The sequence below is a fragment of the Delftia tsuruhatensis genome (genome assembly GCF_903815225.1).
GTDB lineage: Bacteria > Pseudomonadota > Gammaproteobacteria > Burkholderiales > Burkholderiaceae_C > Comamonas > Comamonas tsuruhatensis_A.
This window is the reverse complement of the sequence record NZ_LR813084.1, coordinates 4540626-4566136: the sequence shown is the minus strand read 5'-3', so window position 1 is coordinate 4566136 and position 25511 is coordinate 4540626. Positions and strand designations below refer to the sequence as shown.

The 25511-nt window shown below is 68.9% G+C and carries 21 protein-coding genes and 1 pseudogene; 12 read left to right on the top strand and 10 right to left on the bottom strand.

Features of this window, described 5'->3' with window-relative positions; all coding sequences use genetic code 11:
- Positions 1–28 precede the first annotated feature (28 nt).
- The 3 genes from dxs to L1Z78_RS20710 all read left to right on the top strand — a co-directional run bounded on the left by dxs (position 29) and on the right by L1Z78_RS20710 (position 4462).
- On the top strand, positions 29–1909 hold the full coding sequence (dxs, locus tag L1Z78_RS20720; RefSeq protein WP_234638228.1) for a 1-deoxy-D-xylulose-5-phosphate synthase: 1881 nt from the start codon (positions 29–31) through the stop codon (positions 1907–1909).
- A gap of 160 nt (positions 1910–2069) precedes the next feature.
- A complete protein-coding gene (locus L1Z78_RS20715) occupies positions 2070–3152 on the top strand; it encodes a TRAP transporter substrate-binding protein (protein WP_234638227.1) in 1083 nt (360 codons plus the stop codon).
- Positions 3153–3382: 230 nt separating this feature from the next.
- Complete coding sequence (locus L1Z78_RS20710; RefSeq protein WP_234638226.1) at positions 3383–4462, top strand: TRAP transporter substrate-binding protein; 1080 nt, start codon at positions 3383–3385, stop codon at positions 4460–4462.
- Between the two features lie 148 nt (positions 4463–4610).
- On the opposite strand, the gene L1Z78_RS20705 is transcribed toward L1Z78_RS20710, so the two are convergent.
- The 3 genes from L1Z78_RS20705 to L1Z78_RS20695 form a co-directional block, all read right to left on the bottom strand.
- Complete coding sequence (locus tag L1Z78_RS20705) at positions 4611–6440, bottom strand: TRAP transporter large permease (protein WP_234638225.1); 1830 nt, start codon at positions 6438–6440, stop codon at positions 4611–4613.
- A gap of 17 nt (positions 6441–6457) precedes the next feature.
- A complete protein-coding gene (locus tag L1Z78_RS20700) occupies positions 6458–7066 on the bottom strand; it encodes a TRAP transporter small permease subunit (RefSeq protein WP_234638224.1) in 609 nt (202 codons plus the stop codon).
- Between the two features lie 175 nt (positions 7067–7241).
- On the bottom strand, positions 7242–8408 hold the full coding sequence (locus tag L1Z78_RS20695; protein WP_234638223.1) for a helix-turn-helix domain-containing protein: 1167 nt from the start codon (positions 8406–8408) through the stop codon (positions 7242–7244).
- A gap of 236 nt (positions 8409–8644) precedes the next feature.
- On the opposite strand from L1Z78_RS20695, the gene L1Z78_RS20690 reads away from it, so the two are divergent.
- From L1Z78_RS20690 to L1Z78_RS20660, 7 genes are all read left to right on the top strand, one after another.
- Positions 8645–9121, top strand: a complete 477-nt coding sequence (locus tag L1Z78_RS20690; RefSeq protein WP_234638222.1) for a (2Fe-2S)-binding protein — start codon at positions 8645–8647, stop codon at positions 9119–9121.
- A 30-nt stretch (positions 9122–9151) separates the two neighbouring features.
- Complete coding sequence (locus tag L1Z78_RS20685; RefSeq protein WP_234638221.1) at positions 9152–11539, top strand: xanthine dehydrogenase family protein molybdopterin-binding subunit; 2388 nt, start codon at positions 9152–9154, stop codon at positions 11537–11539.
- Between the two features lie 12 nt (positions 11540–11551).
- Positions 11552–12343, top strand: a complete 792-nt coding sequence (locus L1Z78_RS20680; RefSeq protein WP_234638220.1) for an FAD binding domain-containing protein — start codon at positions 11552–11554, stop codon at positions 12341–12343.
- A gap of 8 nt (positions 12344–12351) precedes the next feature.
- Positions 12352–13287, top strand: a complete 936-nt coding sequence (locus L1Z78_RS20675) for an AAA family ATPase (RefSeq protein ID WP_234638219.1) — start codon at positions 12352–12354, stop codon at positions 13285–13287.
- Complete coding sequence (locus tag L1Z78_RS20670) at positions 13284–14507, top strand: vWA domain-containing protein (RefSeq protein ID WP_234638218.1); 1224 nt, start codon at positions 13284–13286, stop codon at positions 14505–14507. The genes L1Z78_RS20675 and L1Z78_RS20670 overlap by 4 nt, the downstream gene beginning before the upstream one ends.
- 28 nt (positions 14508–14535) lie before the next feature.
- Positions 14536–15207, top strand: coding sequence for a CoxG family protein (locus tag L1Z78_RS20665; protein WP_234638217.1), 672 nt, complete (start codon positions 14536–14538; stop codon positions 15205–15207).
- Positions 15208–15335: 128 nt separating this feature from the next.
- The gene (locus tag L1Z78_RS20660; RefSeq protein WP_234638216.1) at positions 15336–16406 is read left to right on the top strand and encodes an XdhC family protein; all 1071 of its coding nucleotides are present in this window, start codon (positions 15336–15338) and stop codon (positions 16404–16406) included.
- A gap of 36 nt (positions 16407–16442) precedes the next feature.
- Here L1Z78_RS20660 and L1Z78_RS20655 read toward each other — a convergent pair.
- From L1Z78_RS20655 to L1Z78_RS20635, 5 genes and pseudogenes are all read right to left on the bottom strand, one after another.
- Positions 16443–18059 (bottom strand): annotated as a pseudogene (locus L1Z78_RS20655) (MFS transporter); the annotation flags it as partial.
- A gap of 28 nt (positions 18060–18087) precedes the next feature.
- Positions 18088–19986: an amidohydrolase gene (locus L1Z78_RS20650; RefSeq protein WP_234642230.1), complete on the bottom strand. Its 1899-nt coding sequence runs from the start codon at positions 19984–19986 to the stop codon at positions 18088–18090.
- A gap of 124 nt (positions 19987–20110) precedes the next feature.
- On the bottom strand, positions 20111–20377 hold the full coding sequence (locus tag L1Z78_RS20645; RefSeq protein ID WP_234638214.1) for a XapX domain-containing protein: 267 nt from the start codon (positions 20375–20377) through the stop codon (positions 20111–20113).
- Between the two features lie 36 nt (positions 20378–20413).
- Entirely contained in the window at positions 20414–21112 is a 699-nt protein-coding gene (locus L1Z78_RS20640) for a hydrolase (protein WP_234638213.1), read from the bottom strand.
- 138 nt (positions 21113–21250) lie between these two features.
- Entirely contained in the window at positions 21251–21955 is a 705-nt protein-coding gene (locus L1Z78_RS20635; protein ID WP_234638212.1) for a pirin family protein, read from the bottom strand.
- A gap of 102 nt (positions 21956–22057) precedes the next feature.
- On the opposite strand from L1Z78_RS20635, the gene L1Z78_RS20630 reads away from it, so the two are divergent.
- Positions 22058–22984, top strand: coding sequence for a LysR family transcriptional regulator (locus L1Z78_RS20630; RefSeq protein WP_234638211.1), 927 nt, complete (start codon positions 22058–22060; stop codon positions 22982–22984).
- A gap of 153 nt (positions 22985–23137) precedes the next feature.
- Here L1Z78_RS20630 and L1Z78_RS20625 read toward each other — a convergent pair whose 3' ends face one another.
- Together L1Z78_RS20625 and L1Z78_RS20620 are read right to left on the bottom strand one after the other, a co-directional pair.
- Positions 23138–23524, bottom strand: a complete 387-nt coding sequence (locus tag L1Z78_RS20625) for a nuclear transport factor 2 family protein (protein ID WP_234638210.1) — start codon at positions 23522–23524, stop codon at positions 23138–23140.
- The gene (locus L1Z78_RS20620; protein WP_234638209.1) at positions 23521–23826 is read right to left on the bottom strand and encodes a hypothetical protein; all 306 of its coding nucleotides are present in this window, start codon (positions 23824–23826) and stop codon (positions 23521–23523) included. Before L1Z78_RS20620 ends, L1Z78_RS20625 begins: the two co-directional genes overlap by 4 nt.
- Before the next feature lie 86 nt (positions 23827–23912).
- Between L1Z78_RS20620 and L1Z78_RS20615 the strand changes: the two genes are divergently transcribed.
- Entirely contained in the window at positions 23913–25484 is a 1572-nt protein-coding gene (locus L1Z78_RS20615; protein ID WP_234638208.1) for an efflux RND transporter periplasmic adaptor subunit, read from the top strand.
- Positions 25485–25511 lie beyond the last annotated feature (27 nt).

Genomic DNA, 25511 nt, shown 5'->3' with positions numbered 1-25511 from the left:
GCGGCTTTGCCGCTCCAAGATACCTAGCATGACCACGAACACCTACTCCCTGCTGCAGACCATCGACGATCCCTCGGATCTGAGGCGTCTGTCGCGTGCCGAACTCAAGACCCTGGCCCAGCAACTGCGTGCCTATGTGCTGGACAGCGTCTCCAAGACCGGCGGGCATCTGAGCTCCAACCTCGGCACGGTGGAGCTGACGGTGGCGCTGCATGCGGTGTTCGACACGCCCTACGACCGTGTGGTCTGGGACGTGGGCCACCAGACCTATCCGCACAAGATCCTCACGGGCCGGCGCGAGCGCATGTCCACGCTGCGCCAGTTCGGCGGCCTGTCGGGCTTTCCGCAGCGCACCGAAAGCGAATACGACACCTTTGGCACGGCGCATTCCTCGACCAGCATCTCCGCGGCCCTGGGCATGGCGCTGGCCGCCAAGCAAAAGGGCGAGGACCGCCGCGCCATCGCCGTGATCGGCGACGGCGCCATGACGGCGGGCATGGCCTTCGAGGCGCTGAACAACGCGGGCGTGACCGATGCCAACCTGCTGGTCATCCTCAACGACAACGACATGAGCATCAGCCCGCCGGTGGGCGCGCTCAACCGCTACCTGGCCCAGCTCATGAGCGGGCAGTTCTACGCCAAGGCGCGCGACATGGGCAAGAGCGTGCTCAAGCAGGTGCCACCGCTGCTGGAGCTGGCCAAGCGGCTGGAGCAGCAGGCCAAGGGCATGGTGGTGCCCGCCACGCTGTTCGAGAACTTCGGCTTCAACTACATCGGCCCCATCGACGGGCATGACCTGGACTCGCTGATCCCCACGCTGGAGAACATCAGGAGCCTCAAGGGCCCGCAGTTCCTGCACGTGGTCACCAAGAAGGGCCAGGGCTACAAGCTGGCCGAGGCCGATCCCGTGGCCTACCACGGCCCCGGCAAGTTCGACCCCAGCGTGGGCCTGGTCAAGCCGGCCACGCCCCCGAAGCAGACCTTCACCCAGGTCTTCGGCCATTGGCTGTGCGACATGGCGGACAAGGACCAGCGCCTGGTGGGCATCACCCCCGCCATGCGCGAAGGCTCGGGCATGGTGGAGTTCCACAAGCGCTTTCCGGGCCGCTACTACGACGTGGGCATTGCCGAGCAGCATGCCGTCACCTTTGCCGCGGGCATGGCCTGCGAGGGCCTCAAGCCCGTGGTCGCCATCTATTCGACCTTCCTGCAGCGCGCCTACGACCAGCTGATCCATGACGTGGCGCTGCAAAAGCTGCCCGTGGTCTTCGCGCTGGACCGCGCGGGCCTGGTCGGTGCCGATGGCGCCACCCATGCGGGCGCCTATGACATCGCATTCGTGCGCTGCATACCGAACATGAGCATGGCCTGCCCGGCCGACGAGCGCGAGTGCCGCCAGTTGCTCACCACGGCCTACGAGCAGGACCACCCCGTGGCCGTGCGCTATCCGCGTGGCGCGGGTGTCGGTGTCGCGCCGCTGGCGGGCCTGGAAGGCCTGCCGTTCGGCAAGGGCGAGGTGCGCCGCGAGTCCGCCAAGAAGAAGGTCGCCATCCTGGCCTTCGGCACCCTGCTGTACCCGGCACTGGCCGCGGGCGAGGCGCTGGACGCCACCGTGGTCAACATGCGCTGGGCCAAGCCGCTGGACGAGGAACTGCTGCACCAGATCGCCTCCACGCACGAGTTCATCGTCACCGTGGAAGAGGGCTGCATCATGGGCGGTGCCGGCAGCGCGGTCGCGGAGTCGCTGCATGCCGCGGGCATCGCGCGCCAGGTGCTGCAGCTGGGTCTGCCGGACGAGTTCATCGAGCACGGCGATCCGGCCAAGCTGCTGTCCCTGCAGGGCCTGGACGCGGCCGGCATCGAGGCCTCGGTGCGCGCCCACCTGGCCCCCGAGCGCGCAGCGGCCTGACGTCGGCAGGCGCCAGGACGCAGGCTGTGCCACGACGGGGGGAAAACCCCGTCCGTACCGTCTCGGCGGCGTTTTTAGAATGGAAACCACCTGATACAGTGTGAATGCACGTGCGAACGTGCGTTTTTTTTGACTGACCACATACAGCGGAGAGACATTCATGGACCGTCGTTCGATCATCAAACATGCCGGGATCGCAGGCGTGCTGGCAGTGGGGGCCGCTCCCGCGGTCCACGCACAGGAGGCGGTCCGCTGGCGCCTGGCCGCGAGCTTTCCCAAGTCGCTGGACACCATCTTCGGCTCGGCCGAGATGTTTTCCAGGACGCTGAAGGCCATGTCGGGCGGCAAGTTCGAGGTCTCCGTGCATGCGGCCGGCGAGCTGATGCCTGCGTTCGGCGTGGTCGACGGTATCCAGAACGGCACCATCGAGATGGCCCTGACGGCGCCCTACTATTTCACCGGCAAGGACTACGTCTTCGCCTTCGGCTGCGCCGTGCCCTTCGGCCTGACGGCACGCCAGATGGATGCCTGGATGGAACACGGCGGCGGTCGCAAGCTCATGGACGAGTTCTACGCGCAGTACAACATCAAGAGCCAGAGCGCCGGCAACACAGGCACGCAGATGGGGGGCTGGTTCCGCAAGGAGATCAAGTCGGTGGCGGACCTCAAGGGCCTGAAGATGCGCCTGGGTGGTGGCCTGTTCGGCGACGCGATGCTCAAGCTGGGCGTGGTCGCCCAGAACATGCCCGTGGGCGAGGTCTACCAGGCGCTCGAGAAGGGAACGCTGGACGCCGTGGAGTTCGTCGGACCCTACGACGACCAGAAGCTGGGCTTCAACAAGGTCGCTCCGTACTACTACTACCCTGGCTGGTGGGAAGGCGGTGCCGAACTGGAATTCTTCATCAACACCAAGGCCTACGCGGCACTGTCGCCCGAGTACAAGGCCATGGTCGATGCCGCGTGCAACGTCGCTGCGCGCGACATGACGGCCAAGTACGACGCCAACAATCCCGTGGCCCTCAAGAAGCTCGTGGCCGACAAGACCCAGCTCAAGGCCTTCCCCAAGGATTTCATGGACGCGGGCTACAAGGCCGTCATGGAGATCATGGCCGAGCATGATGCCAAGTCGCCCATGTTCAAGAAGATCAACCAGAGCCTGCGCACCTTCCAGCGCGACCAGCTGCTGTGGGAACGCTTCTCCGAGTTCCGCTACAACAGCTACATGACCACGGCCAAGCTGTAGGCCGAAGCGCGGTTGTTCGTGTGCCAGGACTGTTGATGCAACAGACCATTGCCTGCCCGGCCCGCCGCCCCCGTCGCCTTGCGCGAGGGGGGCGGCGGGCCTTTGTATCTCAGGCGGGCAAGCCGCCACCCCGAGAGAGAAATTCCTGAATTTTTGTGGGCTGGCCTGCCAAGAGTGGGTCGGCCTTTTTTTTGACGCCCTGATGCAGGGCATACCAGGAGGAGACAGTGATGGACAGAAGAAAAGCACTCAAGCACGCCGGTCTGGCCGGGGTGCTGACCGCGGCCGCAGCCCCGGCCGTGCATGCACAGGCGGCGGTGCGCTGGCGACTGGCCTCGAGCTTTCCTCGCTCGCTGGATACCATCTACGGCTCGGCCGAAGTGTTTTCCAAGGCGATCAAGGAAATGTCGGGTGGCAAGTTCGAGGTCTCGGTCCATGCGGCCGGCGAGCTGATGCCGGCCTTCGGCGTGGTCGATGGCGTGCAGAACGGCACGGTGGAGATTGCACACACCGCTCCCTACTACTTCTTCGGCAAGAACGAGGCTTTCGCCATCGGCGGCGCCATTCCGTTCGGCATGAACTCACGCCAGCTCACGGCCTGGATCGTGGATGGCAACGGTGGCAAGCTGATGCGCGAGTTCTACGCCGAGTACGGCATCGTCAACTTCCTGGGCGGCAACACGGGCGCGCAGATGGGCGGCTGGTTCCGCAAGGAAGTCAAGACGCCTGAGGACATCAAGGGCCTGAAGTTCCGCATCGGTGGCTTTGCCGGTCGGATCATCGAGCGCATGGGCGGCGTTCCCCAGAACATCCCCGGTGGCGAGATCTACCAGGCGCTGGAAAAGGGCACCATCGACGCCGCAGAGTGGATCGGCCCCTACGACGACCTCAAGCTGGGCTTCAACAAGGTGGCTCCGTTCTACTACTACCCCGGCTGGTGGGAAGGCAGCCTGAACCTGGAGTTCTACGTGAACCAGAAGGCACTGGCCGCGCTGACCCCCGAGCAGCGCGCCATGGTGCAGGCGGCCGCGCACGAAGCCCATGTGGTCACCCAGGCACGCTATGACGCACGCAATCCGGGTGCGCTCAAGCAGCTGGTGGCCAGCAAGGCCAAGGTTTTGCCTTTCCCGCAGGCAGTGCTGGATGCCTCCTACAAGACCACCATGCAGGTCTATGGGGAACTGGCCGAAAAGAACCCCTCCTGGAAGAAGATCTACACCGACTACCGCAACTTCCAGCGCGACGAGGTGCTGTGGTTCCGCTTCGCCGAAGCGCGCTACGACGCCTTCATGTCAGCGCAAAAGCTGTGAAGGCACGGCGCCTTGCGGCGCCATGCAAGCAAAGCCGGGCCATTGCCCGGCTTTTTTCATGAGCGCAGGGGACCGGCGCACGCTGGGGTCCGAACGAAAAAAGGCCCCGCGGTTGCGGGGCCTTTGCTGTCCTTGAGGGAGCCTGCGATCAGCTGCCGGACTTGCTCTCGCCCGGCGTGGCCGGTTGCTCGCGCTGCAACTGGTCCTGCAGCGCCTTGAGCGCATCGTCCTCGCTGCCCGAGACCGAAGGCTCGCCAGGCGTTGCTCCGGGCGCAGGCGACTGGTTCGCGCCGTCGCCGTTGAACATGGGGTCGTTGAAGTCGATGGCCTCCGGCATGGATGCCTCCATCTCCTGGCGCACCTTGTCCAGGTCGTATTCCACCTTCTTGTCGAGACTGCTGGAGACGATGCCCGGGAAGATGATGATCAGCGCCACCATGAACAGCTGGATCAGCAGGAAGGGGATGGCACCCGCATAGATCTGCATGGTGGTCACGGGCTCGACCATCTTCCTGGTGACCTTGTCCATGTAGGCCTTGGCCGGGGCCACGCTGCGCAGGAAGAACAGCGCGAAGCCGAAGGGCGGATGCATGAACGAGGTCTGCATGTTCACGGCCAGCAGCACGCCGAACCAGACCAGGTCGATGCCCAGCTTCTCGGCCACGGGGGCCAGCAGCGGCACGACGATGAAGGACAGCTCGAAGAAGTCCAGGAAGAAGGCCAGCACGAAGATCATGATGTTGACCACGATCAGGAAGCCGATCTCTCCGCCGGGCAGGGAGACCAGCAGCTCTTCCACCCACTTGGGACCGTCCACGCCCTGGAAGGTCAGGCCGAACATGGTCGCGCCGATCAGGATGAACATCACGAAGCACGACAGCTTGGTGGTGGACATCAGTGCCTGCTTGAGCAGGTCAAGATTCAGGCGCCCGCGCGCGAAGGCCATGATGGCCGCGCCCAGCGCGCCCATGGCGCCGCCCTCGGTCGGTGTCGCCACGCCCAGGAAGATGGTGCCCAGCACCAGGAAGATCAGCAGCAGCGGAGGGATCAGCACGAAGGTCACGCGCTCGGCCATGCGGCTGAGCAGGTGCAGGCCCGTGAGCTTGTTGAACATGGCGGCGATGAAGGCCAGGGCCACGCCGAAGCACATGGACACGACGATGGTCTCGTCCAGCGCCACCTTCTCGACCACCTCGCCCGACCACCATGTGTGCAGCTGGGGCATGTACTGCCCGACCACCATGGATGCGGCCACGCACAGCACCGTCAGCACCAGCGTGGAGGGCAGGCCGGACTTGCCGTCGGGCTCCCGCAGGGTGCGTGCCTCGGGCGGCAGCGCGGGCACCATGGCGGGCTTGAAGATGGCCAGCACGACGATGAACAGCGCGTAGCAGCCCGTCAGCATCAGGCCGGGAACGAAGGCGCCCTTGTACATGTCGCCCACGCTGCGGCCGAGCTGGTCGGCCAGCACGATCAGCACCAGCGAGGGCGGAATGATCTGTGCCAGCGTGCCGGAGGCCGCGATCACGCCCGAGGCCACGCGGCGGTCATAGCCGTAGCGCATCATGATGGGCAGCGAGATCAGGCCCATGGAGATCACCGAGGCGGCCACCACCCCCGTGGTCGCGGCCAGCAGGGCGCCCACGAAGATCACGGCGAAGGCCACGCCGCCGCGCACGGGGCCGAACAGCTGGCCCACGGTCTCCAGCAGGTCCTCGGCCATGCCGCTGCGCTCAAGTATCAGTCCCATGAGCGTGAAGAACGGTATGGCCAGCATGGTCTCGTTCTGCATGATGCCGAAGATCCGCAGCGGCAAGGCCTGCAGCAGTGCCTCGGGAAGCACGCCCAGCTCGATGCCGATGAAGGCGAAGAACAGGCCGCAGGCGCCCAGGCTGAATGCCACCGGAAAGCCCAGCAGCAGGAACAGGATCAGCCCCGCGAACATGATCGGGGCCAAGTTGTGGATGATGAATTCCATGGTGTGGTCTTTCCGGCTCAGGTGCTTTGTTCGTTCTTGTTCTTGGCGCCCGTGAGGGTTCGCAGTGCATCTGCCAGGTCTTCCTCTGCGGTCTTCTCACCCTTCTTGGCCGTGGGGTCGTCGATCAGGCCCTGCAAAAAAGCGATGCGCTTGATCAGTTCGGACAGGCCTTGGGCGAGAAGCAGTGCAAAACCGGCTGGAATCATCAGATACACGGGCCAGCGGATCAGGCCACCGGCATTGCCGGACATTTCTCCCGTCTGGATGGCCTGGAGCACGAAGGGGGTCCCGAACCACAGGATGGCGATGGCCATGGGGGTCAGGAAGAAGACGAAGCCGAAGATGTCGATCCAGATCTGGGCGCGCTTGGACAGGCGGCTGGCGATCACGTCCACCTTCACATGCTCGCCCTGCAGCAGGGTGTAGCCTGCCGCCAGCAGGAACGAGGCGGCGAACAGATACCACTGGATCTCGAGAAAGGCGTTGGAGCTGGTGTGCAACACCTTTCTGACGATGGCGTTGATGCCGCTGATGACCGTCGAGGCCAGGATCAGCCAGATGATCCAGCGGCCGACCAGGCTGTTGAGCCAGTCGATCCCTCTTGATAGCTTGAGCAAAGCCTGCATGGTGTCTCCAAAAGATAGGCTGTAGGGGTCCGTCGCTGTACACGGGCCTGTAGGCCGGTGCGCAGCGCTCTTGTCGGCGCACGGACCAAAGCTGCCGATTCTACGGAGGCCGGCAGGCGCCGGACTGCCCGCTCCCCCCAAAAGAAATCCGTGTCAACCCCAGGGGACGGCTGGTTCAGGGGGCTGCTCGCGGCCGACGCGCCCCCAGCTTCCTGTACAGCGTGGCGCGGCTGATGCCCAGCGTGCGCGCGGCCCGCGCCACGTTGCCCTGGGCGTCCTGCAGGGCCTGCTCGATCAGCACGCTCTCGCTGGCACGCAGCGCGCTGGGCTGGGCCGCGGCGGTCGCCACGGGGCCTTGGGCGGGCAGCAGCCGGCGCAACTGGGGCCCGGGCTGTACCAGGGCCTGCAGCCGCAGGCCCGACCACAGCGGCAGGCGCAGCGGCTCGTTGGGGCGCAGCCGTGCATGGTCCACCAGCGCCGGCCAGGGCAGGGCCAGCAGTTCGCCGCAGTGCAGCGGCTGCCCCGGCAGGGACAGGGGCTGGGGCACGAGCTGGCGCGCCAGGCTGTTGCTGCCCGCGACATGGCCGTCGGCATCCAGGGCCAGCAGGCCCTCGCCTTCCTGGCCCAGCGGGCCGCCGGGCCAGTTCAGGTGCAGCAGCAGCGCATGGGGCTGGGCGCGCAGCAGCCGGTCCTCGATGGCGCGTGCGCAGCGCAGGCCCAGGTGCAGCAGTTCGGGGCGTTCCGGCACGTCGATGCCCGTGATGTCCAGCATGCCCAGGCAGCGCCCATCCGGGCCGAAAAGGGGGACGCCGGCGCAACTGTAGTGCCGATTGGCGTCGAAGAAGTGCTCTGCACCGTGCAGCCAGACCGGGCCGTGCTCGGCGAGCGCGGCGCCGATGGCCGTGGTGCCCACGCCCCGCTCGGACAGGTCCACGCCCACGCGGGCGATGGCCTGGGCGCGGATGTCTCCCTGGTCTATGGGTCCCTGGACTTCTAGCACGGTCCCGCGCGCGTCGGTCAGCAGGCTGAAGTAGCGCATGGCGCCCACGGCGCCCGCGAGCTGGGCCATCACGGGGCGCGCTGCCCGCAGCAGGGCCTCGTGCCCGTCCTGCGCCTGGCGCAGCGCGTGCGGGCCCAGGGCTTCGTAGACCACGCGTTCGTCGGGGCGGCGACCCGCCGCGAGGCAGCGCTGCCAGGATCGCCACAGCCAGGGTGCCACACCCGCCGGGGCCGCGCTGGCCCCCTCGGCCAGCGCCAGGTGGCGCACATGGGCGATCCGCAGCTGGCGCGGATCTGCGGCATCGGGCGGTGCGGCGTGGTCTCCGGGGCTCAGGGCGAACATGGGGGCTCCTGTGGCTGGCTGGCAAGGGCTTTGCGAACGGGCTGGCGGGCGGGACGGGGGCAAGGCGCAAGAGGGCTGCCGGATGTGTCATTTTGAGAATATCCGTGCGGCAGGGCCGGAGCCTGCGGGTCAACCCTAGAGCCATCGCCCGTGCACCGGAGCACGATGGTTGCCGAGGTTTCGTTCCCACCGATCCCCCTCACCAACACCGCCGATCACAGGCAGGAGGCCGCACGATGAATGTCCAGCTCACGGTCAACGGGCGCGCGCAGCGCATTGACGTTCCTCCCAACACCCTGCTCGTGCACGCGCTGCGCGAACACCTGCGCCTCACGGGCACGCACGTGGGCTGCGACACCAGCCAGTGCGGCGCCTGCACGGTGATCGTCGATGGCCGCGCCGTCAAGTCCTGCGCCATGCTGGCCGTGCAGGCCGAGGGCTGCGAGGTGCGCACCATCGAGGGCCTGGCGCAGGCCGACGGCACCCTGCACCCCATGCAGGCGGCCTTCAAGGAGTGCCACGGCCTGCAATGCGGCTTTTGCACGCCGGGCATGGTCATGAGCGCCGTGGACCTGTGCCAGCGCCACCCCGGAGCGGGCGAACGCGAGATCCGCGAGGCGCTGGAAGGCAACCTCTGCCGCTGCACGGGCTACCAGAACATCGTGGCGGCCGTGAAAAAGGGCAGCCAGGCCATGGCCGGCTCGGCTTCCTGAACCGCGCGGCACACGACAAGGAGACACACCATGGGTGCATCCGACTTTTCCAAGCTCCCCCATATCGGGGAGGCCGTCAAGCGCAAGGAAGACTATCGCTTCCTCACGGGCGCGGGCCAGTACACCGACGACATCGCGCTGGCCGCCCAGGCCCATGCGGTCTTCGTGCGTTCGCCGCACGCCCATGCGCGCCTGCGTTCGGTCTCCACAGACGCGGCGCGGGCCGCACCCGGCGTGATCGGCGTGCTCACGGGCGCCGACGTGGCGGCCGACAAGATCAATGGCCTGCCCTGCGGCTGGCTGATCACCAGCACCAATGGCGAGCCCATGAAGGAGCCGCCCCATCCCATCCTCGCGCTGGACACCGTGCGCTACGTGGGCGACCAGGTCGCCATGGTCGTGGCCGAGACGCTGGAGCAGGCGCGCGACGCGGCCGAGCTGGTGGAGGTGGACTACGAGCCACTGCCCGCCGTGGTCTCGGTGGCTGATGCGGCGGCGGGGGCCGTGCCCGGCGCCGTGGTCCACGACATCGCGCCCGACAACCACTGCTACAAGTGGGCCATAGGCGACAAGGCGGCCGTGGACGCCGCGTTCGCAGGCGCCGCCCATGTGACCCGGCTGGATCTGGTCAACAACCGCCTCGTCCCCAATGCCATGGAGCCGCGCGCGGCCATGGCCAGCTACAGCCGGGCCACCGACGAATACACGCTCTACGTGGCCAACCAGAATCCGCACGTCGAGCGGCTGCTGATGACGGCCTTCGTCATGGGCCTGCCCGAGCACAAGGTGCGCGTGATCGCCCCCGACGTGGGCGGTGGCTTCGGCTCCAAGATCTTTCTGTATGCCGAGGACGTCTGCCTGACCTGGGCGGCACGCAGGCTCAACCGCAGCATCAAGTGGACGGCCGACCGCAGCGAATCCTTCCTCACCGATGCCCATGGCCGCGACCATGTCAGCCATGCCGAGATGGCCATGGACGCGAACGGCCGGTTCCTGGCCATGCGCGTGCACACCGACGCCAATCTGGGCGCCTACCTGAGCACCTTCGCCAGCGCCGTGCCCACCATCCTCTACGCCACCTTGCTGGCCGGGCAGTACACCACGCCCCAGGTCCATGTGGAGGTCGACGCCTGGTTCACCCACACCGCCCCGGTCGATGCCTACCGGGGCGCGGGCCGGCCCGAGGCCACCTACCTGCTGGAGCGCCTGGTCAGCCGCTGCGCCTGGGAGATGAACCTCTCGCAGGCCGAGATACGGCGGCGCAACTTCGTCACCCGCTTCCCCTACCAGACGCCCGTGGCCCTGCAGTACGACGTGGGCGACTATGGCGCCTGCATGGACCAGGCCGAGCAACTGGCCGACGTGGCGGGCTTCGCGGCACGGCGCGCCGACAGCGAGGCCCGGGGCCTCAGGCGCGGCCTGGGCTACAGCAGCTACATCGAGGCCTGCGGCCTGGCGCCCAGCAACATCGCGGGCGCCCTGGGCGCCCGGGCCGGCCTCTTCGAGTGCGGCGAGGTGCGCGTGCATCCCACGGGCAGCGTCACCGTGTTCACGGGGTCGCACAGCCACGGCCAGGGGCACGAGACCACCTTTGCCCAGGTGGTGGCGGCGCGGCTGGGGATACCCGTGGAGAACGTGGACATCGTCCACGGCGACACGGGCCGCGTGCCGTTCGGCATGGGCACCTATGGCTCGCGCTCCATCAGCGTGGGCGGCGCGGCCATCATGAAGGCGCTGGACAAGATCGAGGCCAAGGCCAAGAAGATCGCGGCCCACCTGATGGAGGCCAGCGATGCCGACATCGACTTCGCGGACGGCGAGTTCACGGTGCGCGGCACGGACAAGAAGATCCCCTTCGCCCAGATCGCGCTCACGGCCTATGTGCCGCACAACTACCCGCTGGACAAGCTGGAGCCCGGCCTGAACGAGACCGCCTTCTACGACCCCACCAACTTCACCTTCCCCGCAGGCACCTACATCTGCGAGGTCGAGGTGGACCCGGCCACGGGCGTGGTGCGCGTGGACCGCTTCAGCGCCGTGGACGACTTCGGCACCATCATCAACCCCATGATCGTCGAGGGACAGGTCCATGGCGGCGTGGCCCAGGGCATAGGCCAGGCGCTGCTGGAGAACTGCGTCTACGACCGCGAAACGGGCCAGTTGCTCACGGGCAGTTTCATGGACTACGCCATGCCGCGCGCCGACGACTTTCCCGAATTCAGGCTCGGCACCGTCTGCACGCCCTGCACGCACAACCCGCTGGGCACCAAGGGCTGCGGCGAGGCCGGAGCCATCGGCTCGCCGCCGGCCGTGATCAACGCCGTGCTCGATGCCCTGCATCCGCTGGGCGTCAAGGACCTGGACATGCCGGCCAGCCCGCACCGGGTCTGGTCCGCCATCGCCGATGCCCAGCCGTAAGGAGACATGCATATGTACGCCTTCACCTATGAAGCCCCCGGCACCACCGCCGATGCCGCGTCCCTGGCCGGGCAGGGCGGCCAGTACCTGGCTGGAGGCCAGAGCCTGCTGCCCTCCATGCGGCTGCGCCTGGCCCGGCCCGGGCAGATCGTGGACCTCAACCGCGTCGAGGGCCTGGCCGGCATCACCGTCACGCCCGAGGCCGTGGAGATCCGTGCCATGACGCGCCATGCCGACGTGGCCGCCAACCCGCAGGTCCAGGCCGCCATCCCGGCCCTGGCCGAGCTGGCCGGCGGCATCGGCGACCGCCAGGTGCGCGCGCGCGGCACCATCGGCGGATCGCTGGCCAACAACGATCCCGCCGCCTGCTACCCCAGCGCCGTGCTGGGCCTGGGCGCCACCATCGTCACCGACCGGCGCGAGATCGCGGCCGACGACTTCTTCCAGGGCATGTACACCACGGCGCTGGACAGCGGCGAGCTGATCACGGCCGTGCGCTTTCCGGTGCCGGCCCAGGCGGCCTACCTCAAGTTCAAGCAGCCGGCCTCGCGCTTCGCCCTGGTGGGCGTCTTCGTCGCCCGGACCGCGCAGGGCGTGCGCGTGGCCGTCACGGGCGCGGGCCTGTGCGTGTTCCGCCATGCGGGGCTGGAGGCGGCGCTCGACCGGAGCTTCACGCCCGACGCGGCCGCCCAGGTGCTGATCGACCCTGCCGATCTCAACAGCGACCTGCATGCCAGCGCGCGCTACCGGGCGCAGCTGATCAGCGTGCAGACCCAGAGAGCCGTGGCGCAGATGTTGGGCTGACACAGCGGATGCCGCCCGACCAAGCCATCGCATCCATCGACGCCCTGCTCGCGGCACTGCAGGCCGAAGGCTATTTCGCCGACCGGCGCCTGGCCACGGCCGTCTTCCTGGCACTGCGGCTGCAGCGGCCGCTGCTGCTGGAAGGCGAGCCCGGCGTCGGCAAGACCGCGCTGGCCCGGGCGCTGGCGCGCGTGCTCGGCCGGGCACTGATCCGGCTGCAATGCTATGACGGCATGGAGCAGCGCGAGGCGCTGTACGAATGGAACCATGCGGCCCAGATGCTGCACCTGCGCGCCGCCGAGCTGGGCGAGGGCGGGGACCGCGTGCAGCGTGCCGAACAGGAGCTCTACCAGGCGCGCTACCTCGTGCGCCGCCCGCTGCTGCAGGCCCTGCAGACGCCCGCGCCGGGCGCCGTGCTGCTCATCGACGAGGTGGACCGGGCCGACGAGCCCTTCGAAGCCTTTCTGCTCGAATACCTGGGCGAATACCAGATCACCATCCCCGAGCTGGGCACCGTATCGGCCTGCGAGCCGCCCCATGTGCCGCCCGTGACCCTGCTGACCAGCAACCGCACGCGCGACCTGCACGACGCCGTCAAGCGCCGCTGCCTGTACCACTGGCTGGACTACCCGGAGCGCGAGCGCGAGCTGGCCATCGTGCGCGCGCTGGTGCCCGGGGCCGGCGAGGCCCTGACCGCGCAGGTCACGCGCTTCGTGGGCCGCCTGCGCAGCCAGCCCTTTGCCGACGCCTTCCAGCGGGCACCCGGCATCGCCGAAAGCGTGGAGTGGGCCAAGGCCCTGGTCGCGCTGGACACCCTGGTCGTCGACCCGGAGGTCGTGCACGAGACGGCAGGCATCCTCTTCAAGCAGCGCGAGGACGTTGCCGCGCTCACGCCCGAGCGCCTGCAGCAGCTGCTGGCGCCGGAGCCGGAGCCTTCGCCATGACGACCGGCGGGCCGGACCACGCCAGCTGGCTGGGTGATGCACGCAGCGGCAAGCTGGCCGGCAACCTGGTCGGCTTTGCACGCGCGCTGCGCCGCGCGGGCGTGGCCGTGGATGCCGGGCGCATGGCGCTGGCCCAGCAGTCGCTGGCCCTGGTGGGCGTGGCGCGCGAGGACATGGCGGCCGCCCTGGAGGCCGTTCTCGTGGGCAGCTTCCAGGACCGTGCCGTGTTCCGCGAACTGTTCGACGCGTATTTCCGCAATCCCGACGTGGCCCGGCAACTGCTGGCCCAACTGCTGCCGCAGGCGCCCCGGCCCAGCGCGCCGCGCCACCGCCCGCGTGTCCAGGAGGCACTGTCGCCGCGCCAGGGCACGGGCGCGGCCCGCTCCGAGGCCAAGGAGGAACTGACGCTGGATGCCGCCATGACGGCCAGCGAGCGCCAGCGCCTGCGCCATGCCGACTTCAACCAGCTCAGCGCCAGCGAATACGGACTCGTGCAGCGCCTTGCGCGCGATGTCGCCCTGCCGCTGCCGCGCTACCGCAGCCGGCGCACCCGTGCGGGCGAGCGTGGTGCCCAGCCGCACTGGCAGGCCAGCATGCAGGCCGCGGCCGGCCAGGGCGGCGAGGTGCTGCGCCTGCTGCGCCGCGAGCGCCGCGGTCGGCCGCTGCCCTGGCTGACCCTGGTCGATGTCTCGGGCTCCATGGAGCGCTATGCGCGCCTGCTGCTGGCCTTCCTGCATGCGGCCACCAGCGCCCGGCGCCATCCGGGCCTGCGCCGCCAGGTCTTCAGCTTCGGCACCGAACTGCGTGACCTGGGTCCGGCCTTCGCCCAGGCCGACACGGATGCCATGCTGGAACGGGCCAATGCCGCCATCGAGGATTTCGGCGGCGGCACGCGCCTGGGTGCCTCGCTGGAGCAGTTGCGCCGAGGCCATGCGCGCCACCTCGTGGGCCGGCGCACGCTGGTGCTCCTCATCAGCGATGGCCTGGACACGGGCGATCCCGCGCAGCTGGAGCGGGAACTGGCCTGGCTGCGCCGGCATAGCGCGCGGCTGCTGTGGCTCAACCCCCTGCTGCGCTTTGACGGGTATGCCCCACTGGCCCGGGGGGCCGCCGTGCTGCATCGTCATGCCCATGCCATGCTGGCAGTCCACAACCTCGAATCGCTGGAGCAACTGGCCGGCCATCTGGCCCGCCTGCTGGCCACGCCTGCGGGACGTTGATGCCATACATGCCTAGAAAGGAATCACCATGGAAATGCAAGCCAGCCGCCCTCTGGCCGTCAGCCAGCAGCAGGCCTGGGAGGCGCTCAACGACCCCGACACCCTCAAGGCCTGCCTGGCGGGCTGCGACCGCTTCGAAAGCCAGGGCGAGGGGCAGTACGCCGTGGGCATGGCGGTCAAGGTCGGGCCGGTGTCCGCCAAGTTCAGCGGCAAGCTCGCGCTCAGCGACATCGTCGCTCCCCAGAGCTACCGCATCGCCTTCGAGGGGCAGGGCGGCGTGGCCGGATTCGGCAAGGGCGAGGCCGAGGTGCGGCTGAGTCCCGAACCTGGCGATACCTGCCTGCTCAGCTACAGCGTGCAGGCCCAGGTCGGCGGAAAGATCGCCCAGCTCGGCCAGCGCCTGATCGATGGCGCAGCGAAGAACATGGCGGACGATTTCTTCGCCCGCTTCGATGCCCTCATGCAGCAGCGCCATCCGCGCGCACCATCGCCGGCCCTGCCCGACGAGCAGGGCCACATCGAGCCCACGGTGGACGCCCAGGCCTGGGAGCACGATGCAGCGGCGGCTGTGGCCACGCCACTGGACGCAGCCCCGGCCACCGAGGCCGAGGAGCGCTCGCGCCGCGCCATCCCCTTGTGGTGCTGGGCGCTGGCGGTGGTGGTCGTGCTGGGTGCCGGCTGGCTGCTCTCTCGCTACTGAGCCCTTGCGGTGGCTGCGGCTTTCGCGGGGCACCCTGAACGGTGTGCGCCCACGCGGGACAATAGCCGCCGAAATCGCCAGGCCCCCGGCCGCAGATGCAGGCCGGGTACCGGCGCGGAGACCTTGCAATGGAAAACCTCGATGTTCATGTTCTGCGCCACCTCGCGCAATGGCGCGGGCAGGGCGAACGCGCCTTGCTGGCCACGGTGGTGCGCACCTGGGGCTCGTCCCCCCGACCCGTGGGATCGATCATGGCGCTGGGCGCCTCGGGGGCGGTCGTCGGCTCCGTCTCCGGCGGCTGCATCGAGGATGACCTGATCGCCCGCTACAGCCATGGGGGCGACGCCGACGCGCTGCGCGACGGCCCGCCCCGGCTGCTGCGCTACGGCGTGAGTGCCGATGAAGCCCATCGCTTCGGCCTGCCTTGCGGGGGCACGCTGGAGCTGCTGCTCGAATTCAACCCCGAAGCCGTGGCCCTGGGCCAGCTCGTGCAGTGGCTGGACCAGGGCCGCATGGTGCGGCGCAGCGTGGACAAGGCCACGGGCCGGGTGGTCCAGCAGGTCTGCGAGGCGCCCGAGCCGCTGGTGCACGACGCGGCGCAGGTCGCCAACAGCTTCGGCCCCGAATACCGCATGCTGCTGATCGGCGCGGGCCAGCTGTCCGAGTACCTGGCGACCATGGCCCTGTTCAATGGCTTCGCGGTCACGGTCTGCGATCCGCGCGAGGAGTACAGCCGCCACTGGAGCGTGGCCGGCGTGCAGCTGTCGCGTGAGATGCCGGACGACCTGGTGCGCGCCATGCGCGCCGATGCGCGCACCTGCATCATCGGCCTGACGCACGATCCCAAGCTCGATGACCTGGCCCTCATGGAGGCGCTGGAGTCGCCCGCTTTCTACGTGGGTGCCATCGGCTCGCGCCGCAACACGGCACTGCGCCTGCAGCGCCTGAGCGAGCACTTCGGCATGGGCGAGCACCAGCTGGCACGGCTGCGCGGCCCCATCGGCCTGTACATCGGCAGCAAGACCCCGCCCGAGATCGCCGTCAGCATCATGGCCGAGGTCCTGGCCGCCAAGAACGGCGTGGCCTTGCCGCGCGGCATGACGGTGGAGGAAGGCAAGCTCGCGGCGGCCGCGCCGCCGCAGGCGCTGGACGCGGACGAGGGGCCTGCCCTCACCCCGCTGGTCTGCGCGGCGCGCTGACCAGGCGGCAGCGGGCGGGCAGGCCGCGGCCCGGCGTCAGTGGTCGTGGCCATGGTCGTGGCCGGCGGGCGCCTGGCGCGCACTGGTGGCGTCCAGCGCCAGGAAGTGGTGGACCACGGGGCGGTCGGGGCCGATGTGAAAGCGCAGCGCCTGGGCCTGCAGGTCGGCGTCGGCCCGGGACACGCGCTGGTGCTGGCGCAGATGCTCGGCCCACGATTCGACCAGGAACCATTCGATCACCCGGCCCGGCTCACCCGTGTGCTCGGCCACGCCCCAGGCGTAGGCCCCGTCGCGACGGCGCTCGCTGGCCACCTGCTGCATGGCCTCGATGAAGGCCGGCAGGTCCTGCCTGCGTACCCGGTACTCGACCTGGACCATCACCGGGCCCCGGTCATGGGCCACGGGCTCGGCCAGCAGCGGCTCGGGCCAGTGGTTGGAGGCCTGCAGGTCGGCTTCGCCCGTGGGCAGCTTGATGCGGTGGAACACCAGCGAGATGGCCACCAGCCCGGCGGCGCCCACCAGGAGGGCGACGGGGATGCCCACGCCCTGGGCGAACAGGCCCCAGGCCAGGCTGCCGCCCGCCATGGCGCCGTTGAAGACCATGAGGTAGATGGCCAGGCCCCGGCCGCGCACCCAGTTGGGCAGCACGGCCTGGGCCACGCCGTTGAGCGTGGTCAGCGCGACGATCCAGCCCACGCCCAGCACCAGCATCAGCAGCACGGCCGCCCATTGCGGCGGGGCCATGGACAGCGCGGCCATCACGGCGGCGCTGAGCACGGACGACAGCAGCACCAGCCCGTCGGCGTCGAGCCTGCGGCGCAGGCGCGGCAGCAGCAGGGCGCCCAGGATGGCGCCGGCGCCCACGGCGCCCAGCATCACGCCATAGAAACCGGCCGAGCCGCCCAGCATGCGGCGCGCCACCAGGGGCAGCAGCGCCCAGACCGAGCTGGCGAACAGGAAGAACACGGCCGCGCGCAGCAGCACCACATGCAGCTCGCGGCTGGAGCGCGCATAGCGTATGCCGGCCCGGAAGGCGCCGAAGAACTGCTCGTTCAGGGCCGAGGCCTCGGCCTTGGGGCGCTTCCACCAGAGCAGGGCGATGATCACGAACGCATAGCTGAGCACATCGGCGCCATAGGCGGCGGCTGCGCCGAAGCTGGCCAGCAGCAGGCCGCCGGCGGCCGGCCCCAGGGCGCGTGCGATGTTGATGCCCAGCGAGTTCAGCGCCACGGCGTTCTTGAGGTCGCCGCGCGGCACCAGCTCGGGCACGATGGATTGCCAGGTCGGCCCCATCAGGGCCGCGCCGATGCCGCCCACGAAGGTCAGCGCCACCAGGTATTCCACGGTCAGCGTATGGGTCTTGGCCAGCAGCAGCAGGCTGGCGCTGACGCCGGCCAGCAGGATCTGGATGCCGATCAGGAAACGACGCCGGTCCAGGATGTCCGACAGCACGCCGGCGGGAATCGCCAGCAGGAAGATGGGCAGCGTGGCCGCCGTCTGGATCAGGGCCACGGCGGCGGGACTGGCCGACAGTTCGGTCACCATCCAGGAGCTGGCCACATCGCGCATGAAGCTGCCGATGTTTCCCAGCACGGTGGCCGCCCACAGCACGGCGAACACGGGCTGGCGCAGTGGGGCGAAGCTGCCGGAGGCGGGGCGGGTTGGGACATGGCGCTGTTCCTCAGGCCATCCAGCAGGAGCAGCCCAGTGCCCCGAAGAAGCTCCTGGGGTCCGAGGTCGGCACGTTCGATGCCCAGGCGTCGGCATGGCTGTGGCCATGCATGCCGCAGCGGGTGCCGCAGCCGCAGGCTGCTGCCAGGCTGCGGTAGCGCGCGGGGTTGAGCGAGTTCCTGCCCGCGCCCTCGGGCTCGCCCCAGGCGCCGTAGCCGCCAAAGCGGCGCACGGGCGACCAGTCGGGCATGGCCGGCGGCAGCGGGTTGTCGTCATGCTGCTGGAAAGCGCCCGCGCCGTAGACCACACGGCCACCGACCACGGTGAGGTCCGAGGTCAGGAAGGAGATCTCGTCCTCGGGCACGGCGAAATAGTCCTTGCTGGGCACGATCATGTCGGCGAAATGGCCCGCCTGGATGCGGCCGCGCAGGCCTTCCTCGTTGGAGAACCAGGCCACGTTCTCGGTCCACATGCGCAGCGCGGTCTCGCGGTCCAGCAGGTTGCGCTGGGGGTACATCTGCATGCCGCCCACGGTCTTGCCCGTGACCATCCACGACAGCGACACCCAGGGGTTGTAGGAGGCCACGCGCGTGGCATCGGTGCCGGCCGAGGTCTTGACGCCGCGTTCCAGGATCTTCTTGACGGGCGGCGTGGCCTCGGTGGCTCGCGCGCCGTAGCGTTCGGCGAAGTATTCGCCCTGGTAGGCCATGCGGTGCTGCACGGCCACGCCACCGCCCAGCGCCGCGATGCGGTCGATGGAGCGGTCGGAGATGGTCTCGGCGTGGTCGAAGAACCAGTTCAGGCCGTCGATGGGCGTGTCGCGGTGCACCTTCTCGAACACGTCCAGCGCGCGCGAGATGGTCTCGTCATAGGTGGCATGCAGGCGCCAGGGCCAACGGTTCTGCACCAGCACGCGCACCACTTCCTCCAGGTCGCCTTCCATGCTGGGCGGCATGTCGGGGCGGGGCTGGCGGAAGTCCTCGAAGTCGGCGGCCGAATACACCAGCATCTCGCCTGCGCCGTTGTGGCGGAAGTAGTCGTCGCCCTGCTTGTACTTGACGCTCCGCGTCCACTTCAGGAAGTCGGCCTTCTCTTCCTTGGGCTTTTGCGTGAACAGGTTGTAGGCCAGGCGCACGGTGATCTGGTGGGCGTCGCTGAGCTTCTGGATGACTTCGTAGTCGTCGGGATAGTTCTGGAAACCGCCACCCGCATCGATCACGCCGGTCACGCCCAGGCGGTTGAGCTCGCGCATGAAGTGGCGCGTGGAGTTGATCTGGTACTCCAGCGGCAGCTTGGGCCCCTTGGCCAGCGTGGCATAGAGGATGGTGGCATTGGGCTTGGCCAGCAGCAAGCCCGTGGGGTTGCCGTTGGCATCGCGCGTGATCTCGCCACCGGCCGGCTCCGGCGTGTCGCGGGTATAGCCCACGGCGCGCAGTGCGGCGGCGTTGAGCAGGGCGCGGTCGTACAGGTGCAGCAGGAAGACCGGCGTGTCGGGTGCGATGGCGTTGATCTCGTCGATGGTGGGCAGGCGCTTTTCGACGAACTGGTGCTCGGTGAAGCCGCCGACCACACGCACCCATTGCGGGGCCGGCGTGATGGCCACCTGGCGCTTGAGCATGTCCAGCGCATCGGCCAGCGAGCGCACGCCGTCCCAGCGCAGCTCCAGGTTGAAGTTCAGGCCGCCACGGATCACGTGCGTGTGGTTGTCGAAAAGCCCGGGCAGCACGCTGCGGCGCTGCAGGTCGATCCTGCGCGTGCCGCTGCCGGCCAGGGCCAGCACTTCGGCGTCCGAGCCCACGGCGATGAAGCGGCCGTCCTTCACCGCCACGGCGGTGGCGGTGGGCTGGGCCTTGTTCAGGGTCGTGAAGCGGCCGTTGTGGAAGACGACTTCGGGTGTGGCATCGGACATGGAGGCTCCTTGGCGGACGGTGGTGGTGCAGCCCAGCAGCCCACCCATGGCAAGGGTGGCGGCGGAGCCCAGGACTTTTCTGCGCGTGGTCATGGTGCAGTGTTTCTTGGAGGTTGGGGAGAGGTCAGCCGCGGTGCCGATCGGCATCGGTGTCCTTGCGGCCGGGCAGCTGGCCCAGCACATGCTCGGTGGCCTGCGCCTTGTCGCAGGCGCTGAGAAAGCCCGTGCCCTGCAGCAGATGCCGGCCCACGGGCACGATCTGCTCGCCGGCCAGGATGCCCAGCAGGCCGACCAGGGCCACCAGCGGCGGGGCCGGCGAGCGCACCTGCAGCAAGCTGTAGACCACGCCGACCAGCAGGCCGGCCCCAAGGGAAAGTGCGTAGAGCTTCATGGTGCCACTCCGTGGATGGGGCCGGCGGCGCGGCCGTCAGGCCTTGGCGGGGTTGGGGCCCACGGTCTCGCCGTGCTGCACGCGCTCGGCCGCCTTGTGCACCATGGTGTAGGCATAGTCCACGCCCATGCCGTAGGCGCCCGAGTGCTCGCGCACGATGTCCATCACCGCGTCATAGGTGCCACGGCGGGCCCAGTCGCGCTGCCATTCCAGCAGCACCTGCTGCCAGGTCACGGGCACCACGCCGGCCTGCACCATGCGGTCCATGGCGTAGTTGTGCGCGTCCAGCGAGGTGCCGCCCGAGGCGTCGGCCACCATGTAGATCTCGTAGTCGGTGTCGTGCAGGGCCGACAGCGCGAAGGTGGTGTTGCAGACCTCGGTCCACAGGCCGGAGACCACGATCTTCTTGCGGCCCTGGGCGGCGTTGGCGGCCAGCGCGTCCCGCACGTTCTGGTCGTCCCAGGAGTTCATCGAGGTGCGCTCCAGCAGCTGGTGCTCGGGGAACACGGCCAGCAGTTCGGGATAGGTGTGGCCGGAGAAGCTGGCCGTCTCCACCGTGGTCAGCGTGGTGGGGATGCCGAAGGCCTTGGCCGCCTTGGCCAGGCCGACCACGTTGTTCTTCAGGACCTGGCGATCGATGGACTGCACGCCGAAGGCCATCTGCGGCTGCTGGTCGATGAAGATGAGCTGGCTGTTGGCGGGGGTCAGGACTTCGAGGTACTTGCGGTTGGACATGGTGATCTCCTGGTTGGGACGTGGTGAGGAAACGGGTGGCGTCAACGATGGCGCCGTGCAATGACGGGAAGAAGGCGGAAGGACGGCGGGACAAGGACAGGGTGGAGACCGGCGGCGTGAACCGCCGGTCGGGGTGCATCAGCGGGCGGTGTCCACGAGCACCAGCTCGGCATCGGTCAGGGCCGTGACGCGGATGTTCTCCACGTCGCTGATGGCGGCGCCGTCGCGCTCTTCAAGCGCCACGCCGTCGATCTGCACCGAGCCGCTGGCGGGCACCAGGTAACCCAGTCGGTCGCGGCCGATGCGGTACTCGGTGCTCTCGCCGGCCTTGAGCGTGGCGCCCAGCACCCGGGCCGCCGTGCGGATGGGCAGGGCATCCTCGTCACCGGGCAGGCCGCTGGCCAGGGCCACGAAGCTGCCCGAGCGCTCGCCCTTGGGGAAGGGCTTGGCGCCCCAGGACGGGGGCTGGTTGCCGCGCTCGTCGGGCATGATCCAGATCTGGAAGATGCGGGTCGTGCCCTTTTCCATGTTGTATTCCGAGTGGCGGATGCCCGTGCCGGCGCTCATCACCTGCACGTCGCCGGCCTCGGTGCGGCCCTTGTTGCCCAGGCTGTCCTGGTGGGTGATGGCGCCCTCGCGGACATAGGTGATGATTTCCATGTTGGCGTGGGCATGGGGCGGGAAGCCCGTGCCGGCCGCGATGGTGTCGTCGTTCCAGACCCGCAGCGCGCCCCAGCCCATGCGGGCCGGATCGTGGTATCCGGCGAACGAGAAGTGGTGCTTGGCATCGAGCCAGCCGTGGTTGGCACCACCAAGGTCCTGGAAGGGTCGGCGTTCGATCATGGTGTTCTCCTGCTGCGTCGTGTGTTGCGATGGATGAACTTTATGTGTTGCCGATCAATAAGAGAATAGAAAATATGCAAACTCATCTATTCCATAAATTGCATGCCAAAACTTCCTGACCTCGAAGCCTGGGCCATCTTCGCCAAGGTGGCCGAGACCGGCTCCTTCGCCAGGGCGGCGGCCGAGCTGGGCGTGTCCCAGCCCACCATCTCCAAGGCCATCACGCGCGTGGAGACGCGGCTCAAGACCACCTTGTTCCACCGCACCTCGCGGCGCATGTCGCTGACCGCCAGCGGCCAGGCCTCGCTGGAGCGCGCGGCGCGCATCCTGGCCGAGGGCGAGGCGGTGGAGGCCGAGATCAGCGAGCAGTCCAAGAGCCTGCGTGGCCCCATCCGCGTTGCCGCGCCCATGTCCTTCGGCATCTCGCATCTGGCGCCGGCCGTGCCGGCCTTCATGGCCGAGCATCCCGAGGTCACGCTGGACCTGCACTTCAGCGACGAGCTGATCGACGTGGTGGCCCAGGGCTTCGATATCGCGCTGCGCATCTCCTCGCTGCCCGACTCCAGCCTGATCGCGCGGCGCCTGTGCACGGTGCGCCTGCTGCTGGTGGGTTCTCCCGAATATTTCGAGCGCCACGGCCGTCCGGAGCACCCGCGCGATCTGGCCACGCACCGCGCGCTGCGCTATGTGCACACGCGGCTGGGCGAGGCCTGGCGCTTCGAGCATGCGCGCCGTGGCGAGTTCGCTCAGCTCGTGCCCACGGCCATGCGCGTGAACAATGCCGAGGGACTGGCTCCGGCCCTGCGCGCGGGTCTGGGGCTGGCGCTGCAGCCCGAATTCCTGGCCTGGGAGGACTTGCAGTCGGGCGCGCTGCAGACCTGCATGGACGACTGGCAGGTGCCCTCGATCGCCCTGCACATCGTCACGCCCCCGGGCCGCGCCCGGCCGGCGCGCGTGCATGCGCTGATCGATTTCCTGGCCGCCCACTTCGCGCAGGCGCCCTGGGCGCAGGAGCGGGGCAGTCCTTGAGCATCCGATGCGCAGGGAGATTCAGGAAGCTGGAAACAGGCAGCAGCGCCCCCCAACCGGCGCGCCCCAAACACCAGTGGCGCCAAGCAAGAGCCGCCTCGCGGCGAGGGCGCCGTCCCCCTGGGGGGAAGCGGCAAAGCCGCTCAGGGGGGATCAGGTCCTGGCGTGAAAGGCCTTGTTGGCGATCTTCCAGCCGTCGGCCGTCTTCAGCAGCACGAAGTAGTCGATGAAGGTGACGTTGCCGTGCACCAGCGTGATCTTCGCGCTGGCGGCCGTGCCGCCGATGTCGATGGCGTCGATGCTGCGGCGGCGCGTGGCCTCGTCGGCGGCGGGCTGGCCCTTGAAGCGGGCGCAGTAGGTGTCGATGTCCCAGGAGGTCAGCGGGCCTTCGCGCACGCTCTCGATGCGGGCCGTGGGCATGAAGGCGGCGCGCATGTGGGCGCTGTCGTCTTCGGCGTGGCCGCGCATGTACAGCTCCAGGGGCACGCGCACGGCGGCTTCCTCGGGGTGGTCGGTCAGGCGTTGGGCGGTGGTCGTCATGCGGTGTTCTCCTTGGAGGGGTGGGTCGCGGCCCGCGTCGGCGGGCCGGTGGCCGCGCATGGTAGCCACAAGCGGGCGCGCCGGTCCAACCCGGTCTGGCGCGCGGCGTAGGCATGCCGATGCCGCAAGGCCTTGTTTTCAATGGTTTTTTGAAAAAGAAGGCGGCCGATTGGCCGCGCCGGGGTCAACAGTGTTTTGAGCAGGGCGCGGCTTTCTCCGACATCGACGGGGGCTCGACAAGAGCCGGTAAAGCGGGGGTAAAGCCTGCGTAAAACGGCGATCCACGCCGTTTTTGCGAGCATGGGACTGGCTACCATAGCCGCATCCGGCGTCTCGCCCCCTGCCGGGGCGCAAGCCTTGGCCCTTCCCACGATCTTTTGCCGCGAACATGAAACGCTTGCCAAGCCGCCCCTTTGTTGACGTTGCCGACGGCTTGCGCCAGCGAGGCCGCATCCGGCCCGCCCTGTTGTGGGGCGTGGTGGCCCTGGCCCTGGTGGCCGGTGGTGGCCTGTGGTGGTGGAGCAAGCGCGCGGTCGGCCAGGGCGAGCAGGCCACGGTGGGTGGCGGCCAGGGCGCACCGGTCCAGGGCGAGGCCCGTCCTGGCGGTGGTCGGCGCGGGCCTGGCGGCCCCGGTGGTCCCCCCGGCGCCATGGGTGCCCAGGCGCAGCCCGTCTCGGTGGGCGTGGTCGAGCGGCGCGACATGCGGGTGCTGGTCAGCGCCATCGGCACCATGAGCCCGCGCGCCACGGCCGTGGTGCGCGCCAAGGTGTCGGGCGAGCTGCTGCGCCTGCATTTCAAGGAAGGCGACGAGGTCAAGGCCGGCCAGTTGCTGGCCGAGATCGATCCGCGCAGCTTCAAGGCCAGCTACGACCAGATCCAGGGCACGCTGCAGCGCGACCAGGCCCTGCTCAGGAACGCCCAGCTGGACCTGCAGCGCTACAAGGAGCTGCAGGCCCAGGACTCCATCGCCGGCCAGCAGGTGGACACGCAGGCGGCGCTGGTGCGCCAGTACCAGGGCACGGTGGCGGCCGATCAGGCACAGGCCGATGCCGCGAAGCTGCAACTGAGCTATACGCGCATCACGGCCCCCATCGCGGGCCGGCTGGGCCTGCGCCAGGCCGACCGGGGCAATGTTGTCAACCCCTCGGATGCCAACGGCATCGTCACCATCACCCAGGTCAAGCCCATCGACGCGGTGTTCTCCGTGCCCGAGGCCCATGTGGGCACGCTGGCCCAGCGCCTGTCCGAGGGGCGCGACATGCCCGTGGAGCTGTGGGACCGCGAGCTCAAGCGCCCGCTGGCACGCGGCAAGCTCAATGCGCTGGACAACAGCATCGACATCGCCACCGGCACGGTCAAGGCCAAGGCCTCCTTCGACAATGCCGAGGGCCGGCTGTTCGCCAACCAGTTCGTCAACGTCAAGCTGGAAGTGGACCGGCTGGAGCAGGCGCTGACCGTGCCCGCCACGGCTGTGCAGAACAACTACGTCTACCTCGTGCAGGAAGGCGGCACGGTCACGCAGCGGCGCATCACCGTGGGCGTAGCCGATGGCGACCGCGTCAGCGTCCGGGGGGAGCTGCAACCGGGTGACCAGGTGGTGGTGGACGGCATAGACCGGCTGCGCGAAGGCGCCAAGGTCACGGTGATCGAGGCCGACAAGGTGCAGAAGGTAGACCAGGCCGTGCAGGATGCGGCCAGCCAGCCGCGCGGCATGCGCAACCTGCCGCCCGAGGTGCGCGCCAAGCTGGCGACCATGAACCCCGACGAGCGCAAGGCCTACCTGCAAAAACTGCGCGCCGAGCGCGCAGGCCAGCGCAACGGCGGTGCGCCGGGTGGCGAGGGCGGGGCGCCCGCAGGCCAGCCGCCTGCCGGCCAGTCGCCCGCGCCGTCGCCGGGGTCACCCCAGCCTTCGCCCGGCCCCACGGCATCCCCGGCCCCGGCCGCCCCGGCCGGGCGCTGAGTGCGCGCCCCGGCAGCTGACGACCGC